Origin of the sequence: Castellaniella hirudinis, from assembly GCF_042651965.1 — a bacterium.
Classification (GTDB): domain Bacteria; phylum Pseudomonadota; class Gammaproteobacteria; order Burkholderiales; family Burkholderiaceae_B; genus Castellaniella; species Castellaniella hirudinis.
Genome location: NZ_JBHSDY010000004.1, coordinates 105,517 through 123,070, shown reverse-complemented (window position 1 = coordinate 123,070; position 17,554 = coordinate 105,517). Strand labels below are relative to the sequence as shown.

The window sequence follows — 17,554 nt, the reverse complement described above, 5'->3', positions numbered from 1 at the left end:
TCATAGGCGCTCCACCTCTTCGGCCAGGGCGTCCACCGTGTAGGCGATGTCGGCCTCGCTGTGTTCGCTGCAGAGGAAGAAGCGCAGGCGCGCCGACTGCTCGGGAACGGCGGGGTACAGGATGGGCTGCGCGTTGATGCCGCGTGCGAACAGTGCGGCGGACAGCCGGGCCGCCCGCAGCGAGTGGCCGACGATGGCGGGTACGATGGCCAGGCCGGCGCTCGTGCCGGTATCGATGCCCGCGTGGCGCGCCCGGGCGAGGAAGCTCGCTCCCCGTGCCTGCAGTGCCGCCACGCGCTCCGGCAGGTCTCGCATGCGGCGCAGCGCCGCGAGGCATGCCGCCGCCACGGGAGGCGGCATGCCGACGCTGTACAGGAAGCCCGGCGCCAGGAACTTCAGGTGTTCGACCAGCGCGGTCTCGCCCGCAATGTAGCCGCCGCAGCCCGCCAGCGTCTTGCTGAGCGTGCCCATCCAGATGTCCACGTCGTCGCCCGCCAGGCCGTAGTGTTCGCGGATGCCGTGGCCGTGCCGTCCCATGACGCCCAGAGAATGCGCTTCGTCCACCATGAGGAACACCCGATGGCGGCGTTTGATTTCGACGTAGCGGGGCAGATCGGGGTAATCGCCGTCCATGCTGTAGAGGCCTTCCAGCACGACCAGCACGCGCTCGAAGTCGCGGCGGTGGGTCTGCAGCAGCGCATCGAGTGCTTCGGGATCGTTGTGGGGGGAGGGCAGACGCTTGGCCCCGGAAAGCTGGATGCCTTGCAACACGCTGTTGTGGATCAGTTCGTCGTGCACGATCAGGTCTTTGGGGCCGAACAGCAACCCCAGCGTGGACACGTTGGTGGCGTGGCCGCTGACGAAGGTGACGGCGGCATCGACGCCGTACAGCGCGGCCAGCGCTTCCTCCAGTTCCCGGTGGATGGGCCGCTCACCCGACACCAGGCGGCTGGCCGAGACCGATGTGCCGTAACGGTCGACGGCGCGCTTGGCGGCCTCGTTGACCGCCGGGTCGCCGGACAGGCCCAGATAGTTGTAGCTGGCGAAGTTGAGGTAGCTTGCGCCCGCAATGCGGGTCGAGGCGCCGGCGCCGCCTTCATGCAGTTTGAAGAATGGACTGCCCACGCCCAGTCTGGCGGCGCCTTCGCTGATGATCTGAAGCTGCTGATAGCCGGGATGCAGCGCGAAGCGGTAGTGCTGTTCGGGCACGTCCCGTCCCTGGGCGGCGGCGGGCTGGCGGCCTGCGTTCTTGAGCTTGCGTTGCAGCGCGTCCTGGATGAGCCGTTGTTTGAGGCCGGCGGCGAGGCCCGGGCGGCGCTTGTCTGCGAGGGTGTCCCGCGTCATTGGGCAAGTCCTTGTTCGGTTTCTGTCCGGCTGGCGCGCACGCGGCGGGAGATCGCCTCGATATCCTCGGGCGCCGCTGTCTGGGCATGTTGCGCGGCGAGGCGCTCGATATGCGTGGCGATGCCGTCGTCTGCCTCGTCGTCGTGGCGCGTGTCGCCGCGCAGGGCCGGGATCAGGCGCGCGCTCAACTTGTCGAGGGTCGGGCTTTCGCTCAGCGCCATGACCGGCAGGCGGATGCCGAACCGGCTTTCCAGGGCCACCATCAGTTCGACGCCCATCAAGGAATCCAGACCGATGTCGTAGAGCGAGCGTCCCGGATCGACCTTGTCGGCCGGCACCCGGAGGATCTCGCCGACCTCCTGCTGGAGGAGTTCGATGATGCGCGGCGCGAGCGCCGCGTCGTCCAGCTCGGCCAGTTGCGCCAGCAGGTCGTCCGAGGAATGGCCGTCGTCCCGGGCTTCTCCCGCCAGGCGCGCGAGGTCGGCGTAACGCGGCGTCGCGGCGGCGGGCAGGTGACGGGCCAGCGCATGCCAATCCAGCTCCAGCACGGCCAGCTCGTCCGTCCCGGAAAGCAGCATGTCCTCCAGGGCCGAGAGCGCCTGCGCGGCGGGCGTGGCGGAACCCCCCATGCGGTGCTGGAGCGCCTGCTTGATCGTGTCGTTGCGGGCCAGATAGCCGGCGTCGTCGATGGCGCCCCAGCGGGGGCACGTGGCGGGCAGGCCTTGTGAGCGCCGCCATCTGGCCAGGGCTTCCAGCCCCGCGTTGGCGGCCACGTAGGCGCTCTGGCCGGGGTTGCCGAACAGTGTCGTGGCTGATGAAAACAGCACGAAGCAGTCCAGCGGGTCGTCGCGGGTGAGTTCATGCAGCAGGATCGCGCCTTGCAGCTTGGGCGCAAGCACGCGGGTGATCTGCGCTGCGTCCGCGCTTTGGGCCAGGCCGTCTTCGATGACGGCGGCGGCATGGATCACGCCCCGCAGGGGCGGGCATGCCGCGCGCACGTGCGACAACAGGGCCTGCAGCGCCTGTACGTCCGTGACGTCGCAGGCCTGCGCGATGACCGAGACGCCGCGCTCACGCAGCGAGGCGACGGCCTGCAGCGCGGCTTCGGTAGTCGGACCCGTGCGGCTGACCAGGACTAAATGACGCGCGCCCTTGTCGGCCAGCCATTGCGCGGCGCGCAGGCCGAAGCCGGACAGGCCGCCCGTGACCAGGTAGCTGCCGTCGGGCGCGAGCGCCAGAGCGGGTTCGGGGCCATGCGGCGCCGTTTCGGGCAGGCCGCCGTGGTAGGTCACGACGACCTTGCCGATCTGGCGCGATTGCTGCATGTAGCGGAAGGCGGCGACGATGTCGCGCGCCTCGAACACGCGCTGAGGCAGCGGGCGCAGCGCGCCTTGGCTGAAGAGCGCCATCATGTCGCGGTACAGCGTGCGCGCCAGTTCGGGGCGTGCGGCGAGCAATTGGTCCGCATCGATGCCGAAATAGCTGATGTTGTTGCGAAAGGGGCGCAGGCCGATGCGCGTGTTCTCGTAGAAGTCGCGTTTGCCCAGTTCCAGGAAGCGGCCGAACGGCGCCAGCACGTCGAGATTGCGGCGCACCGCCTCGCCCGCGAGCGAATTGAGCACCACATCCACGCCCTGTCCGCCGGTCCGGGCGAGGATGTCTTCCGCGTACGACAGTGAGCGGGAATCGTAGACCTGCGACACGCCCATCAGCCGCAGGAAATCGCGCTTCTCCTCGGTGCCCGCCGTGGCGTGGATTTCCGCGCCACGCCATTGGGCGTACTGGACGGCGGCGATGCCGACGCCGCCGGCGGCGCCGTGTATCAGGATCTTTTCGCCGGGGGCGAGCCGGGCCAGGTGGTGCAGCGCGTAATAGACGGTGAAGAACGTGCTGGGAATGGTGGCGGCGGCCTCGAACGTCACGCCTTCGGGGAGGGCGGCCACGGCGGTCGTTCCGGTGGTGACGGTGTCGCCGAAACTGGCGGGGCCGAAGCCCATCACCGGATCGCCCGGGGCGTAGCCGGTGACCGCTGCGCCGCAGCGCACGACCGTGCCGGCGAATTCCAGGCCGAGCGTCGGACCGGCATAGCCGTTTTCCAGCGCTTCGTCGGCGAGCAGGCCCAGCGCGTACATGACATCGCGGAAATTCAGGCCCGTGGCCTGGACGCGCACCTCGATCTCATCATCGGCGGGCGCTCGACGGTCGTGGGATTCCCAGCGCAGATTGCGCAACTGTCCGGGCAGCTCGAATCCGAGCTTGCGCACGCAAGGCGTCGGCGCGCACGCCGGGGCGGGCCGGGGCGCCGCGCGCAGGCGCGGCGCGTAGCGCGTACCCTCCGCCGTCAGCACGATTTCCCGCTCTGCGTCGGGGGCGCGCAGCTCGTTCATGAGGGCGGCCAGCGGCGCGGCGTCGGCGGCCGCGGGCAGGTCCAGCAGACGAACGGCGGTGACGGCCGCCTCATTCATCAGACTGCGTCCGTAACCGGCCAGCGCCGCGCCGGACAGGCCGCGCATCTCATCGGATGGCGCGTCATCGGGGGGATGCGCGCCGGCCGTCAGCAGCCACAGCGCGGCAGGCGGGTCCTGGCGCTCGCAGGCGCGCAAGGCTGCGGCGGCCAGCGCGCAGCGGCGCGCGGCCGTGCCGTCCCCATCCGCATACAGGCCGGCGGCATGCACCACGTGCGCATAGGCGCCTGACAGCGCCGGCGCGGGCAGCGTGTCGGCGGGTGCGTTCGCGTCCAGGGACAGTTTCGTCACCTTGCACCCGCTGCTGCGCAAGGCCCGCGCCAGCGAGGCGGCCAGCCTGGCGCCCGGGCCGGACGTGTCCGCCAGCAGCAACCAGCGTTCGGCCCCGGAGGGCGATTGCGGATACGCGAGAGCGGTTTCGGGCAGTTCGCCGGCGCGGGCATGGAGCACATACGCCCCGGCCATCGTGCCGGCCGCCAGTTCCAGGGGCGGTTCGCAGGCGCAGCCCAGGGCCTGCAGTTCCTGGCGCCAGAAGGCCGGCGTTTGTTGCATGGAAAGCTTGCCGCCGTCCACGGCGTCGATCCACCATTCGGGACGCGCGCCGAAGACGAAGTCGGCCCAACGCGCGGGATGGTGCGCCGTCAGGATCAAGGCGGCGCCCGGAGCGAGGCGTGCGCGGGCCTCATGCAGCGCGGCGCGGGCGTCGCTCAAGCAGTCGAAATCGCACTGCACGATGGCCAGGTCCACCGTGGCGTCCGGGGCGTCGGCTTGTTCGTCCGGATCGCCGATCCGGCGCACCGCGGCGTCGGGGTAGTCCGCGAGTCGCGCCGCTGCGGCCTCGCGGCCGTCTTCGCCCGTTGCCGCGTAGCAGTAATCGGCGTGCCGGAAATCCAGGACGGCGCAGCAGTCGGCGCCGAACCAGGGAGCGTGCGCGCCGACCTCCAGGACCCGCAGACGGCGGCCCGGCGGCAGGCTGTCCTGGGCGGCCGAGAGGATGCGGCCCAAGGCCCGGGCCAGGTGTCGGCGGGCGGGCGCGGCGAGCAGATGATGGGCCAGATCCCGGTGGGTGAACTGGGAGGCGGCGGCGTCTTCCGCGCGGTACAGGCCTTGCAGCATCGCGGGCAGGCGCAGGCCGATCCGCCCCGCGGCAAGGCTGGGCCCGAAATGTTCCGGGTATTCGCGTTCCAGCGTATGCCAGATGTCGGCGGCAGCGGGTTCGCCGGCGGATTCCGGCGTCAGGGACCAGCCGTCGTCAAAGCGGGTGGCGAGACCGGCGCTTTCCGCGCGCCGGAGCAGCATGTCCAGGAAGGGGGCGAGCGCCGGTGTGCGGGCGCGGTGCTGCGCCAGCGTGGCGTCCGTCAGTCGGTCCGGCGCATCGACCAGGGTCCGCAGGGCCTCGATGCCGTAGCGCTCGCAGAGCGCGTCCAGCAAGGGTTCGGCTTCTTCGGCGTACCGCGTATAGAGGGGGGCTGCCGCCGCTTGCGCCAGGGCGTCGGACAAGGCCTGTTCCAATCCCTGCAGCGGGACGCCCGGGGCGGCGTCAGCGCGCGGGCGCGGCGTCAAGACCTCTTGTACGAAACTGAGACGATCTCCGGCGGCCTTCATGAGGCGCACGCTGCGCAGGCTGACTTCGGCCAGCGCCGCGATCGCTTCGCCATCGTCGGCGTACAGTGAGATATCGACCGTCAGCGCATGGGCGGAACGGCGCCGCAGCCGGAGTTGCGCATAACGCGGCGCCGCCGTGCCGACGCGCAGCGACAGCCTGCCGACGCGGACCGGCACGAACGCCAGTCCGCGTCGGGCATCGGCATCGTCCGCCAGCAGGTGCGCCGCCAACTGGAACGCGCCATCCAGCCGGGCAGGCGCCAGGTGAGCGGCCTGGCCGCCTTCGTCCGGCCGCAGGGCCGCCAGCACGGTGCGAGCGTCCAGACGCCAGCCGCGCTCGATCAACTGGTAGGCGGGGCCGTAGTTCAGGCCCACGGCGCGCATCAGCGCCTCGTGTCCGGCAGCCAGAAAGTCCGGCGCGCGGTCCGGCGGCGCGGGCAGTGGCGATCGCAGACGCGAATCCGAGGGCTCGGAAAGCAGTCTGGCGCTCGCGTGCAGCGTCCAGTCGTCCGTGCTGCCCAGCTCCCGTGCACGGATGTGCATCCGGCCGTCGTCCGGTTCGAGCGTGGTGCGCAGCAATTTGGACGGGGCACCCGCCAGCAGCAGCGGGGCATGGATTTCGAGGTTTTCCAGTTCGGCATGCGCCGCGGGGTGCTGCTGCAACGCGGCTGCCAGCGCCAGTTCCGCAAAGCCTGCGCCGGGGAATACGATGGCGCCGCCTACGACATGGTCGGCAAGCGCAGGGTGGAGGTGCGTGTCGAGCTGATTTTCCCAGGCGGCCTCGTGCTGGGCCAGGCGGTGGCCCAGCAAGGGATGCACCCGATGACGCTGAAGCTGGCCCAGCGATTCGGGCGTGTCCGGATGCCAGTGCCGCTCGCGCTGCCAGGGGTACGTGGGCAAGGCGTGGAATCGTCCCGGGCGCGGGAACACGCGCTCCCAGCGTACCGGTGCGCCTGCGAGCAAGGCTTGCGCGGCCGTGGCGCGGATCCGGGCCGGATCGTCTTCGCCCTGGCTCGCCGTCGTCAGGACGCGGCCGGTGCGCTCGGCGCGCTTGAGTGCGTCGTTGAGATAGCCGCGCAGTACGGCGTGGGGGCCGATCTCGATGAAGAGGGTGTAGCCTTGCTGGATGGCATCCGCGGCCGCCTGCTCGAAGCGTACCGGCCGGCGGATGTTGCGCCACCAGTAGCCGGCGTCGAGCTGCGGCGCCGCCTGTGCGGCATCATCGACGGTGGAGAGGAAGGGGCGGCGCATGGGAGACGGCCGCAGCGCGCCGAGCGCGTCGGCCAATCCGGCCTGCAGGCCGTCCATGGCCGGACTATGGAAGGCATAGTCCAGGTCCAGACGCTTGCTGGCCACGCCCCGGTCCTGCAGCGCGGTTTCCAGGCGGGACAGCGCGGTCTTGCCGCCGGCGATCGTGGCGCCGCGCGAGCTGTTGTAGCCGGCCACGAAGAGTTCCGGGGCCAGTTCCAGTTCATCGATCAGCGCTTGCGCGCCGTCGCCGTCAATCCCCACGGCGCTCATCTGTCCGCTGCCCAGGGTCATGCCCTGCAAGCGGCTGCGGTGGTAGATCACCCGCACTGCGTCGGCCAGGGAGAGCGCGCCGCAGGCCCAGGCGGCGGCGACTTCGCCCACGCTGTGTCCCATGACGGCGGCGGGCGCGATGCCTTGCCGGGCCAGCATGCGGGTGATGCCGACCTGCAGGGCGAAGAGCGCGGGCTGCGCGAATTCCGTGCGGCCGAGGCGCATGCTGTCCAGGCCGCCTGCCAAGTCGTCCGCCAGGCGGTAGCCGGCCAGCGGTTCGAACAGGGCGTCGATGTCGTCGATGGCGCGGCGAAAATCCGGGTCTGCGAGCAGCGCCCGCCCCATGCCCGCCCATTGCGAGCCGTTGCCGGAGTAAACGAACACCGGGCCTTGGGCGTCAGGCAGTGGCTCGGCGGTCTCGATGGCCGGTTCGGTTTCGCCTGCGGCGAAGCGCTGCAGGCTCTGCACAGGGTCCTCTCCGTCCCTGGGGCAGGAGACCAGGGCGCGATAGGCGTGCCAGTCGCGCCGCCGGGCCGCCTGGTAGGCGGCGTCGTAGCGGGCTGCGCGGTCCAGTCCTTCGAGGTGCGCCGCCATGTCGCGCGCGGCGGCGCGCAGCGCCTGCGGACTGCGGCCCGAGAGGATGAGCGGGAAGTCGGCCGGCTCGCCGGACGTGGCCGTGTCGGCGGCGTCGGGCTCGTCCGGGCTGTGCAGGATCACGTGCGCGTTCGCGCCGCCGAACCCGAACGAGTTCACGCCTATGACCAGGCGGCCGGCGGCCGGCAGCGGGCGCGGCTGCGTCACGATGTCGAGATTCCATTCCCGGGTCCGTATCGCCGGATTCAGCGTGCGGATGCCGATCGTGGCGGGCACCTGGCGGTGCTGCAGGCTGAACACGGCTTTGACGAGTCCGGCCACGCCGGACGCCGCCTCCAGGTGCCCCATATTGCTTTTCACGGAACCGATGGGCAGCGGCCGGTCCGAGGCGCGGTGACGCCCCAGCGCCTCGCCAATGGCGCGCGTTTCGATAGGGTCGCCCACCGGGGTGCCCGTGCCGTGGGCTTCCAGATAGTCGATCTCGTCGGGCCGGATGCCGGCGCGGGCGTAGGCGCCGCGCAGCAGCGCGGCCTGCGCCTCGGCGCTGGGCACGGCCAGGCCGGACTTGTGGCCGTCGGTGTTGATGGCGGTGCCGGCGACGATCGCCAGGATCGGATCGCCCTCCGCGACCGCGCGGTCCAGGTCCTTGAGCAGGAACAGGCCGCCGCCTTCGGCGCGCACGTAGCCGTCGCCCGCCGCGTCGAAGGCGTTGCAGCGGCCCCGTCGGGACAGCATCGAGGCCTTGGAAAAGACCAGAAAGCCGTAGGGATGGAGATGCAGGCTGATCCCGCCCGACAGCGCTTGCGAGATTTCGCCGGATTCGATGGCGCGGCAGGCATGGTGAAAAGCCACCATGGACGACGAGCAGGCGGTGTCTATGGCCAGGCTCGGACCGCGCAGATCATAGACGTATGAAATGCGGTTGGCGGCGATGCTGGTGGCGTTGCCGGTGGCGAATGGGGCGTCGAGCACGCCGAGATCCCCGGAGAGGCGGTAGGCGTAGTCGGCGCTGGAGATCCCGATATAGACGCCGCAATCGCTGCCGCGCAATCCGGACGGCCGGACCCCGGCGTTTTCCATGGTTTCCCAGGCAAGCTCCAGCAACAGGCGCTGTTGCGGGTCCATGAGACAGGCTTCGCGCGGCGAGATGCCGAAGAAGCCGGCGTCGAAGCCGGAGATGTCGCCCAGCGAGCCCGCCGCCTGGGAGTAAGTCGTTCCGGGGTGCTCGCGCAGGGGGTGGTGGTAGGCGGAAGCGGCCCAGCGGCCGGGATCGACTTCGGTGACGAGATGACGGCCCTGCAGGAGATCGGGCCAGTAGCGGGTGGTGTCGGTGCTGGGGAATCGGAACGAAAGTCCAATGAGGGCAACACGCTTTGCCATGTGGAATCCTTATTGCAAAGTCCGTGGCATTCTAGGGGCCGTGCGACGTCGAAGTATTTCAAGTCCCGACATTCTTAATGCCAACGTAGCACCCGGCGACGCGGGCCGGCGCCATGTGCCGTCAGGGCAGCGCCGGCGCCGCTGGAACGCTTGATTACATGGTTTCCAGGATGTTTACACGCCTTCAACGGGGGGACGCGCACCGGGTCGACCCGCATGCGGCGTTCGATCCGTGAGCCGGTATCGCTGTAATACGGCCCGAAAAAAGGCTAATCTACGGTCCCATATCAGGAGGGGCTTTGCGCGATGTGTGTAAAAGGCTGAATCCCGATGTAATTTTTTGCCTGTCCCCTGATCATCTGGGCGGGCAATCCCGATGAGTAGGGCCTACAAGGTCCTATTTTCTTTGGAAGCACCCCGGCGCCGGCATGGCATGCTGGGGCAACCTACAAGGTAGAGGCGACATGAAGAAGATTTCCATCAACCTGTCCCTGCGCGCCCGGCTGACGTTGGTCGTGGCGTTGCTGTCCTTGCTGACGTTCGCAGCGGTGGGTGGTGCCTGGTTCGTCCAGCAGGAAAGCCAGCGCACGGTAGGACAGTTGTCGGCCATCGGGGTTCAGGCGAACTCCGAGGTCAAGAATGCGTATATTTATGCCCAGCAGGCGGCCACTCAGGTCGACGGGGCGCTGGGCATCGCCAATGAAAAGCAGCGTCTTTGGGAGTTGGACCAGGCCGACCAGTTGTTGAAGCGCTCGCGCGACAGCATGGCATCCCTGAAGGCCTCGGACACCCTGACCGGTTCGGCCGGAGAGTCCCTGGCGCACATGCTGGATGCGTCCTTCAACGACTATTGGACCCAGGTCGAGCAGCTGCGCGATTTCGCGGCCAAGCAGGACGCCAAGGGTTTCGAGGCCCTGAAGCGCGGCCGTTTGCGCGGCGCGGCGCGGGGCATGGACCGGGTGTTCGGTCAGTTCGACAAATTCATCCAGGACAGCAGCTCGGCCTCGCGCGATGCGTTGGCGCAGTTGTTCCACTGGGCCAATATGGGCCTGCTGGCGCTGCTGGTCGTGGCGGTGGTGCTGGCCTTGATGGCCTACCGGATGCTGATGCGCACGGTGCTGATGCCCCTGCGGGCCGTGGGCCGCCATCTGCAGCGCATTGCGAGCGGCGATCTGCGCGTGAGCATCCTGCCGCGCTCCGACGACGAGATCGGCACCTTGCTGCGCGGCCTGAAAGCGATGCGTGACAGCCTGGAAGCCATGATCTCCGGGGTGCGGGGGCGGATGGGGCAGATGGCCGGCGGCGCCCAGCGCATCGCGGCGGGCAATCTGGATCTGAGCAGCCGCACGGACGAGCAGGCCGCGGCCTTGCAGCAGACGGCGGCCAGCATGGAACAACTGGCCAGCACGGTCAAGCAGAACGCCGACAATGCCCAGCAGGCCAATCAACTGGCGCAGACGGCGTCCCAGGTGGCCTCGCGCGGCGGTGAAGTGGTGAGCGAGGTCGTCTCCACCATGGAAGGCATTTCGGGCAGTTCGCAGAAGATCGCCGACATCGTGGGGGTGATCGACAGCATCGCCTTCCAGACCAACATCCTGGCGCTGAATGCGGCGGTCGAGGCCGCCCGTGCCGGTGAGCAGGGACGCGGTTTTGCCGTGGTCGCCGGCGAGGTGCGTGCGCTGGCCCAGCGTTCGGCCGGCGCCGCCAAGGAAATCAAGACGCTGATCGACGATTCCGTCAACCGGGTCGGCGCGGGCTCGTCGCAAGTCCAGCGGGCCGGCGAAACCATGCGGGAAATCGTCGAGGCCGTCACCCGTGTGTCGAACATCATGAGCGAGATCACCGCCGCGACCATCGAGCAGTCCTCGGGCATCGACCAGATCAATCTGGCGATCACGCAGATGGACGCCGTGACCCAGCAGAACGCGTCGCTGGTGCAGCAGGCAGCGGAATCGGCCGGCTCGCTGGAAGCCCTGGCCACCGAGGTCAGCCAAGCCATGGCCGTATTCCAGATCGAGGACGCTGCCGCCGACGCGGGGACGCCGCCGCTTGCCGCCGCGCCGGCCGCGGCTGCGCCGTCATCGACTGGGTCGATCGAGTCCGAGCCGAAGGCTGAGCGGGCGGCGACTGCCGGTTCGGCGGCCGCCGCAGAGACGGAGCCGAAGCCCGCTCGGGGTGCCGGGGGCGCAGCCCGGCCGGCGCGTCCGGCCGGCGTCTCGGCGCCTCGGCTGCCCGCCGCGCGCACGACGACACCCGCTCGCCAGCCGGCGCGTGAGGATGAATGGGAGGAGTTTTGAACATGGGGTTTTTCTGTGCGCGCCGGATGAACGGGCGTATTTCGGAGGGGGCGACGGTGGTGGGCGCCCGGCGGTTGCGCTGGGCCGCTCTGGCGGTCTCGGCCGCCTTGCTGTCGGCCTGCTCGACCACCGGTGAATCCTTCAGGACGTCGGGGTTGAACCAGATCGTGACGGGCCGCACGACGATGGAGCAGGCGTCCGGCTATCTGGGAGCCCAGCCGGTGGATGTCTGGCGTCAGGGTGACACCACGCTGGCCCGCTGGGCCTACAAGGGCACCGTCGCCACGGACGCCGTGTATTTCCGCCAGGAGGCCTGGTTGCGTTTTGGCCCCGACGGCACCTTCCAGCGCATGGAGAATTCCGTCAATCTGCCGCCCAAGCAGCATCCTCGGACGGCAGAAGAAGCCGACCGCGAGGCCCGGGCCGAACAAGAGCGGATCGCACGCGAGGCGCCGCCCCAGACCGTCGTCGTGCAGTCACCGGAGGCAACGGATGCTGCCGTCGCCGCGCCCGTCGCCGTACCGGTCGTCGATGACATCCAGCCCGCGTCTCTGGCCATTCCGCCGGATGCGGCCGCCTCGCCCGCTCAGCCGGCCAAGTCCGCGAAGCCGGTCCGGTCCGGCCAGTCTGCCAAAGCCGGCCGATCCTCCGCCGCAGCGAAACCATCCGCTGCAGGCGCTCAGGGCGCCGCCTCTGCCGCCAACCCGTTGCTGCCGGCCGGCACCAAGGTCATTCCCGGGGTCACCTATCCGGTGCAAAAGCAGGGCCATTGAGACAGGCTGGGGCGGGGAACCGCCGCCGCCCGGATTCGTCTGCGGCGGCTGAGCCTACAACCCTGCCAGGCCGCGTGCGACACGGGCCATGGCCTGGTAGCCGCCCTCGAACAGGCCGGCCAGGAACTCGCCGCTCTGGGGCAGCACGATGGCCAGGGTGATCAGGCCCGTGGTCAGGGAGATCGGGAAACCGATGGCGAACACCGACAGTTGCTGCGCGGTGCGGTTCAGGATGCCCATCGACAGGTTGATGGTCAGCAGCACGATGACCAGCGGCAGCGCCAGCAGGATGCCCGAGATCCAGAGCTGGGCGCTCCAGTCCAGCAGTGCGCCCCAGCCGTCGGCCATCAGCGGCGCCCCCACGGGCAGCAGCTCGAAAGTGCGGATCAGGCCGTCGAGCATCAGCAGGTGGCCGTTCACCGCCAGAAACATCAGCATGGCCACCAGATTGATCATGCGCGACAGCACGGCGGTGTTGGCGCCGGTGGCCGGATCGAAGAATGAGGCGAAGGCCAGGCCCATCTTCAGGCCGATGAACTCTCCCGCCATCATGACGGCGGTGAAGACCAGCCGCATGCACAGGCCCAGCGCCATGCCGATCAACACCTGCTGCAGGGCGATCAGCAGCCCGCTCCAGGAGGCCGGCGTGACGTCCGGCATGGGGCCGATCAGCGGGGCGGCGACCAGGGTGATGACGATGGACAGGCCGACCTTCACCCGCATGGGGACGGAGGATTCGCCGAGGATGGGGGCGATCGCCACCAGACCGGCGATGCGGAACAGCGGCCACAACAAACCGTTGATCCAGTCGTAGAGCTGGTCGATCTGGAAGGAAACCATGGCCCTGCGCGGCCGGGCCCTAGGAGGCCAGGCCCGGGATGGATTCGAGCAGTCCCCGGATGTAGTCCACCATGGTGCTGAGCAGCCAGGGCCCTAGCAGCACCAGGGTGGCTCCTACGGCCAGCAGCTTGGGGATGAATGACAGCGTCATTTCATTGATCTGGGTGGCTGCCTGGAAGATGCTGATGATCAGGCCCACGGCCAGGGTCATCAGCAGCAGCGGGCCGGCCATGATCAGGGCCACGCGCAATGCCTGGTAGGTCATGGACATGACGACTTCGGGGGTCATGTCGCGCTCCTATTGGTAGAAGCTGCGGGCCAGCGAACCCAGCAGCAGATGCCAGCCGTCGGCCAGCACGAACAGCATCAATTTGAAGGGCAGCGAGATCGTCACCGGCGGCACCATCATCATCCCCAACGCCATCAGCAGGCTGGCGACCACCAGGTCGATGATGAGGAAAGGGATGAAGATCGTGAAGCCGATCTGGAAGGCGGTCTTCAGTTCGCTGGTCACGAAAGACGGCACCAGAATGCGCAAGGGGACGGCGTTCGGGTCTTCCAGGGGGCCGACGCCGGCCATTTCGGCGAACATCGCCAGGTCCGATTCGCGGGTCTGGCGCAGCATGAAGGCCTTGAGCGGCTGGCTGCCCCGGTCCAGCGCCTGTTCGAAACTGATCTCGTCGCGCGCCAGCGGCTGGTACGCCTGGTCGTAGATCTGGTCGAAGACCGGCGACATGGTGAAGAAGGTCAGGAACAGGGCCAGCCCGACCAGGACCGAGTTGGGCGGCGAGACGCCCGTGCCCAGGGCGTTGCGCATCAGGCCCAGGACGATGATGATGCGGGTGAAGCCCGTCATCATCAGCAGCGCCGCCGGCAGGAACGACAGCATGGTCAGCATGACCAGCGTCTGGATGCTGAGCGACCAGGTTTCCGCGCCGTTGGGGCCTGGAGTGGCGGTCAGGGCGGGCAGGGTGGCTTGCGCCAGGGTGCTGGCGGGCCAGCACAGGATCAGCGCCAGGCCGGCCAACAGCCAGGGCGCCGTGCGCGCGGCGTGCAGGGCGGGGCTGCGCATCAGGAACCCGAGAGGGTTTTGCCGAGGGTCTCGGCAAAGTTTCCGGACGCGGCATCGCCGGCAGGAGCGTCCGGCAGGGTATGCAGCAAGGTGATCTGCTGGGCGCTCACGCCCAGCACCAGGCGGACGTTTTCGACCTGCACCAGGGCGACCGAACTGCGCGCGCCCAGGCTGAGCGTGCCCAGCATCCGCAGGCGGCCGGTTTGCGCACGTCCCGGCAGCCAGCCGCCCCGGCGAGCCACCCAGGCCAGCATCAGCAGCAGGCACAGGATGAACAGCAGGGCGAGCACGACGCGCAGGATCTGAGCCTGATCCATGGCGAATCAGCGGCGGTTGTTCAGCCGCGCGATGCGGTCCGAAGGCGTGATGATGTCGGTGACGCGGATGCCGTATTTCTCGTCCACGACCACGACTTCGCCCTGGGCGATCAGATAGCCGTTGACGTAGATGTCCATGGGTTCGCCGGCCAGGCCGTCGAGTTCAACCACCGAGCCCTGACCCAGTTGCAGGATGTTTTTGATCGTCAGGCGCGTGCGGCCCAGTTCCACCGACAACTGGACCGGGATGTCCATGATCATGTCGATGTCGCTGTCGGCCTCGGAGGACTGGCTGGACAGCGGCTGGAACACCTGGGCGCTGGCCGGCTGGGCCGCCGTCTGGGTCGCGGCGGTCTGTTCAGCCAGGGCCGCGGCCCAGTCGTCTTCTGCGCCCAGGCCGCTGGCCTGGGTGGGCTGGTCGTGCGCGGATTGCTGTTCGGCCATGGCGGCGGCCCAGTCGTCCTCTACGGAGCCACCGGATGCTTGGCCCGGCAGGTTCGGGTCCTGGGTGTCGTCTTTGATATCGCTCATTTTTTCGTGCGGGCTAGCAGTTTGTCGGAGTCGTCGGGCGAGGCGAGAACCTTGCGCACGCGGAGGGCATAGCGGCCGTTGAAAGTGCCATAGCCGCATTCCAGCACAGGAACGCCGCCTACGCGGGCGGTGACGGCAGGACGGACGTCCACCGGCAGTACGTCGCCCACGGCGAGATGAAGCAGTTCGGCGATGGAAGTATCGACCCGGGCGAATTCCACGGCCAGTTCGACCTCGGCGCTGCGGACCTCGCGCGAGAGCTGCTGGGTCCAGCGCTGGTCGATCTCATCCGAGGCGTTCTGCTGCAGCGGGCGCGTGAGCAGGTCGCGGATGGGTTCGAGCATGGAATAGGGCAGGCAGATGTTGAGCTTGCCCCCGGACGAGCCGAGTTCGATGTTGAAGGTGGCCACCACCACGATGTCGTTGCCGGTGCTGATGCTGGCGAACTTGGTGTGCATTTCCGAGCGGAGGTATTCCAGCTCCAGCGGATAGACGGATTCCCAGGCTTCGCGGTAGCAGTCCAGCGTCAGGCCCATCAGCCGGCGGATGATGCGTTGTTCGGTATTGGTGAAGTCACGCCCTTCGATCCGGGTGTTGTAGCGTCCGTGGCCGCCGAACAGGCTGTCGATGACCAGGAAGACCAGATTCGGGTCGTAGGTGAACAAGCCGGTGCCACGCAGCGGCTTGAGGGCCACCATGTTCAGGTTGCTGGGCACGGGCAGGTTGCGCTCGAAATCCGAGTATTTCTGGATTCTGATCGCATTGACGGTGATGTCGGCGTTGCGGCGCATGAAACCGAAGAACATCGAGCGCAGGCGGCGGGCGAAGCGTTCGTTGATCAGCTCCAGCGTCTGCATCCGGTGCCGCACGACGCGGTCGGGCGAGCCCAGGTCGTAGGGCCGGACCCCGTCCTGGGCTTCGGTCGCGGCCTGCTGGCCCGAGGACTCCTCGCCGGTGACGCCTGCGAGCAGGGCATCGACTTCGTCCTGGGAGAGCATGCTTTGGTAAGCCATTACTGCACCACGAAAGCGGTAAAGAGGACGTCGGCGACCTGAGGGCCGGGCAGCTGCGCTGCGAAGGGACGCGCCAGGGCGGCCTTCAGGGCGTCGACCAGCGCCTGACGGCCTTCCGGCGTCTGGATCAGGGGCAGTTGCTGCGCCGAGAGCACCTTGAGGATGCGATCCCGGACTTCAGGCATGTAGTCCGTGATCTGCTTGCGCGAGGCTTCGTCGCCCATGCGCAGCGTGATCGCGGTGTAGAGAATCCGGTTGCGGGTTTCACCGTACAGCGTGACTGTGAAGGGATCGAGCTCGGCAAAGATCGGGGCCGGAACCACGACCGGCGCAACGGGCGCGGCCGCTTGTTCTGCTGAGGCGGCTGCCGGGGCACTGGGCGTGCTGTCCCGACTCGTGAACCACATCGTTGCGCCTACCGAGGCGCCGATGACGATGATGAGCAGGAGAATGAATTTGAGTAGCCTGAGCATGGTTCCGAGTTAATGCGTCACGATGACTGCTGAAGGGCAAAATGCAGCATTGTAATGCGGGTCCTGCCCAGGGAAACAAAGAGGTTTATGCAAAGGTATCCACCAACGCGTCTGGACGGGAGGCGACCCTGGGGACTGGGGAAGCGGCCGGCTGGGCCGCGCTGCCGTCTGCGGTCTGGCCGTCCAGGCTGAAGGCGGCCTCACCGTTGCGGGACGAAGGCGCCTGGCCCTGGGCCTGCTGGCCGGGCTGTTGATCACCGACGTCCGCCTGTCCCAGGGACAGGCCGGCCTGGGCCAGTTGCTGTTCCAGGTGGGGCAGTGCGTTTTCCAGGGCTTGGCGCACACTGGCGTGCGGCGAGACGAAGGAGGCCTGGGCGATGGATTCGCCCACGTGCAGGGTGATGTGGATCGGACCGAGTTCCGGCGGGTTGACGTGCATCTGCACCGTGTGGCCCGCGCCGGTGAGGCTTTGAGTCAGTTGCAAAATCTGCCGGCTGAAATCCTGGGGCCACTGCGGGTTGGACAGCGGGGTGGCCACGGCAACGGGCGCGGCGGCCGGCATCGGCGTTGCAGCAGGCGCCAGGAGGGGGGCGGCCGCTGGTGCCGCAGCCGAGGCCAGAGCGGCCTCCGGCGTTGCGGCTTGAAGTCCCGACAGGCCGGCAGCGGGCCGGGCCTGGGCAGTCGATTCGGCCGCTTGGAGACCGGCGGCGGCCTGGGCGTGGGCGGCCAGTGCCTGGCCGGCTGCTTGCGGTTGGAACTGGGCGGTTCCGGGCCGGGCGCGGCCCGGTTCCTGCGGATTTGCAATCACCGTCGCGTTCGGATTGGTGCGCGGGGTGGGCGCGGCGGCGGCCGTCAGGTCGATGCGCGGCGTACGGACGCGATCGCCGGCATCGGGTTCGGCCGCTTTTGCGTCCTGCGCATCACCGCGGGCGCCGGCGGGTGTCCGGTCCGCCGTATCGAGCGGGAGACGCGCGGTGCGCGCATCGGCGGCGCGGGGCCGATCGGACGGGCCGCCCTGGGCCGGGCGGGTTTCGGCAGCGGAGGCGACGGCTTGCATCAGGGGCAGGCCGACGCTGTCGAGAATCAAGGACAGGGTTTCGTCCGGCCCCAGGGGATCATGCCGTTCGGTGGCGTCCGCATCGGCCCGTTCGCCGGCCTTGCCCGCCGGGCGGGATTCGGTCGGCCGGGCGGCGCCTTCGCGTTGCTGCGACAGCACGTTCGAGAACGCGGGGGTGTCCGCCGTGGCGGCAGCATCCGCGCCGCGCGCCTGGACGTCTGCGGGCGGCGGGCTGGAGCTGGTGACAGGAAGGACGGGCATGTTCATGGCGG

Annotated in this window: 12 protein-coding genes; 2 read left to right on the top strand and 10 right to left on the bottom strand. The window is 68.8% G+C overall.

Annotated elements, in window-relative coordinates; translation table 11 throughout:
• Both ACFO0J_RS07645 and ACFO0J_RS07640 read right to left on the bottom strand, forming a co-directional pair.
• Positions 1-1,344, bottom strand: a complete 1,344-nt coding sequence (locus ACFO0J_RS07645) for an aminotransferase class I/II-fold pyridoxal phosphate-dependent enzyme (RefSeq protein WP_376812475.1) — start codon at positions 1,342-1,344, stop codon at positions 1-3.
• Positions 1,341-8,909: an SDR family NAD(P)-dependent oxidoreductase gene (locus tag ACFO0J_RS07640; protein WP_376812474.1), complete on the bottom strand. Its 7,569-nt coding sequence runs from the start codon at positions 8,907-8,909 to the stop codon at positions 1,341-1,343. Before ACFO0J_RS07640 ends, ACFO0J_RS07645 begins: the two co-directional genes overlap by 4 nt.
• A gap of 464 nt (positions 8,910-9,373) precedes the next feature.
• Between ACFO0J_RS07640 and ACFO0J_RS07635 the strand changes: the two genes are divergently transcribed.
• Positions 9,374-11,206 carry a methyl-accepting chemotaxis protein gene (locus ACFO0J_RS07635; protein ID WP_376812473.1) on the top strand — a complete coding sequence of 611 codons (1,833 nt, stop codon included), beginning with the start codon at positions 9,374-9,376 and terminating at the stop codon, positions 11,204-11,206.
• Between the two features lie 2 nt (positions 11,207-11,208).
• Positions 11,209-11,979 carry a hypothetical protein gene (locus tag ACFO0J_RS07630; protein WP_376812472.1) on the top strand — a complete coding sequence of 257 codons (771 nt, stop codon included), beginning with the start codon at positions 11,209-11,211 and terminating at the stop codon, positions 11,977-11,979.
• 54 nt (positions 11,980-12,033) lie between these two features.
• Here ACFO0J_RS07630 and fliR read toward each other — a convergent pair whose 3' ends face one another.
• From fliR to ACFO0J_RS07590, 8 genes are all read right to left on the bottom strand, one after another.
• Positions 12,034-12,819, bottom strand: coding sequence for a flagellar biosynthetic protein FliR (gene fliR / locus ACFO0J_RS07625; protein ID WP_376812471.1), 786 nt, complete (start codon positions 12,817-12,819; stop codon positions 12,034-12,036).
• Between the two features lie 19 nt (positions 12,820-12,838).
• Entirely contained in the window at positions 12,839-13,108 is a 270-nt protein-coding gene (gene fliQ / locus ACFO0J_RS07620; protein ID WP_376812470.1) for a flagellar biosynthesis protein FliQ, read from the bottom strand.
• Positions 13,109-13,117: 9 nt separating this feature from the next.
• On the bottom strand, positions 13,118-13,891 hold the full coding sequence (gene fliP, locus ACFO0J_RS07615; protein WP_376812469.1) for a flagellar type III secretion system pore protein FliP: 774 nt from the start codon (positions 13,889-13,891) through the stop codon (positions 13,118-13,120).
• A complete protein-coding gene (gene fliO, locus ACFO0J_RS07610; protein ID WP_376812468.1) occupies positions 13,891-14,208 on the bottom strand; it encodes a flagellar biosynthetic protein FliO in 318 nt (105 codons plus the stop codon). Before fliO ends, fliP begins: the two co-directional genes overlap by 1 nt.
• A gap of 6 nt (positions 14,209-14,214) precedes the next feature.
• Positions 14,215-14,739 (bottom strand): flagellar motor switch protein FliN, encoded by a 525-nt coding sequence (gene fliN, locus ACFO0J_RS07605; protein WP_376812467.1) that lies wholly within the window; start codon positions 14,737-14,739, stop codon positions 14,215-14,217.
• Positions 14,736-15,752, bottom strand: a complete 1,017-nt coding sequence (gene fliM, locus ACFO0J_RS07600; RefSeq protein WP_376812466.1) for a flagellar motor switch protein FliM — start codon at positions 15,750-15,752, stop codon at positions 14,736-14,738. The genes fliN and fliM overlap by 4 nt, the downstream gene beginning before the upstream one ends.
• Entirely contained in the window at positions 15,752-16,225 is a 474-nt protein-coding gene (locus ACFO0J_RS07595; protein ID WP_376812465.1) for a flagellar basal body-associated FliL family protein, read from the bottom strand. The genes fliM and ACFO0J_RS07595 overlap by 1 nt, the downstream gene beginning before the upstream one ends.
• Before the next feature lie 85 nt (positions 16,226-16,310).
• Positions 16,311-17,549 carry a flagellar hook-length control protein FliK gene (locus ACFO0J_RS07590; protein WP_376812464.1) on the bottom strand — a complete coding sequence of 413 codons (1,239 nt, stop codon included), beginning with the start codon at positions 17,547-17,549 and terminating at the stop codon, positions 16,311-16,313.
• Positions 17,550-17,554 lie beyond the last annotated feature (5 nt).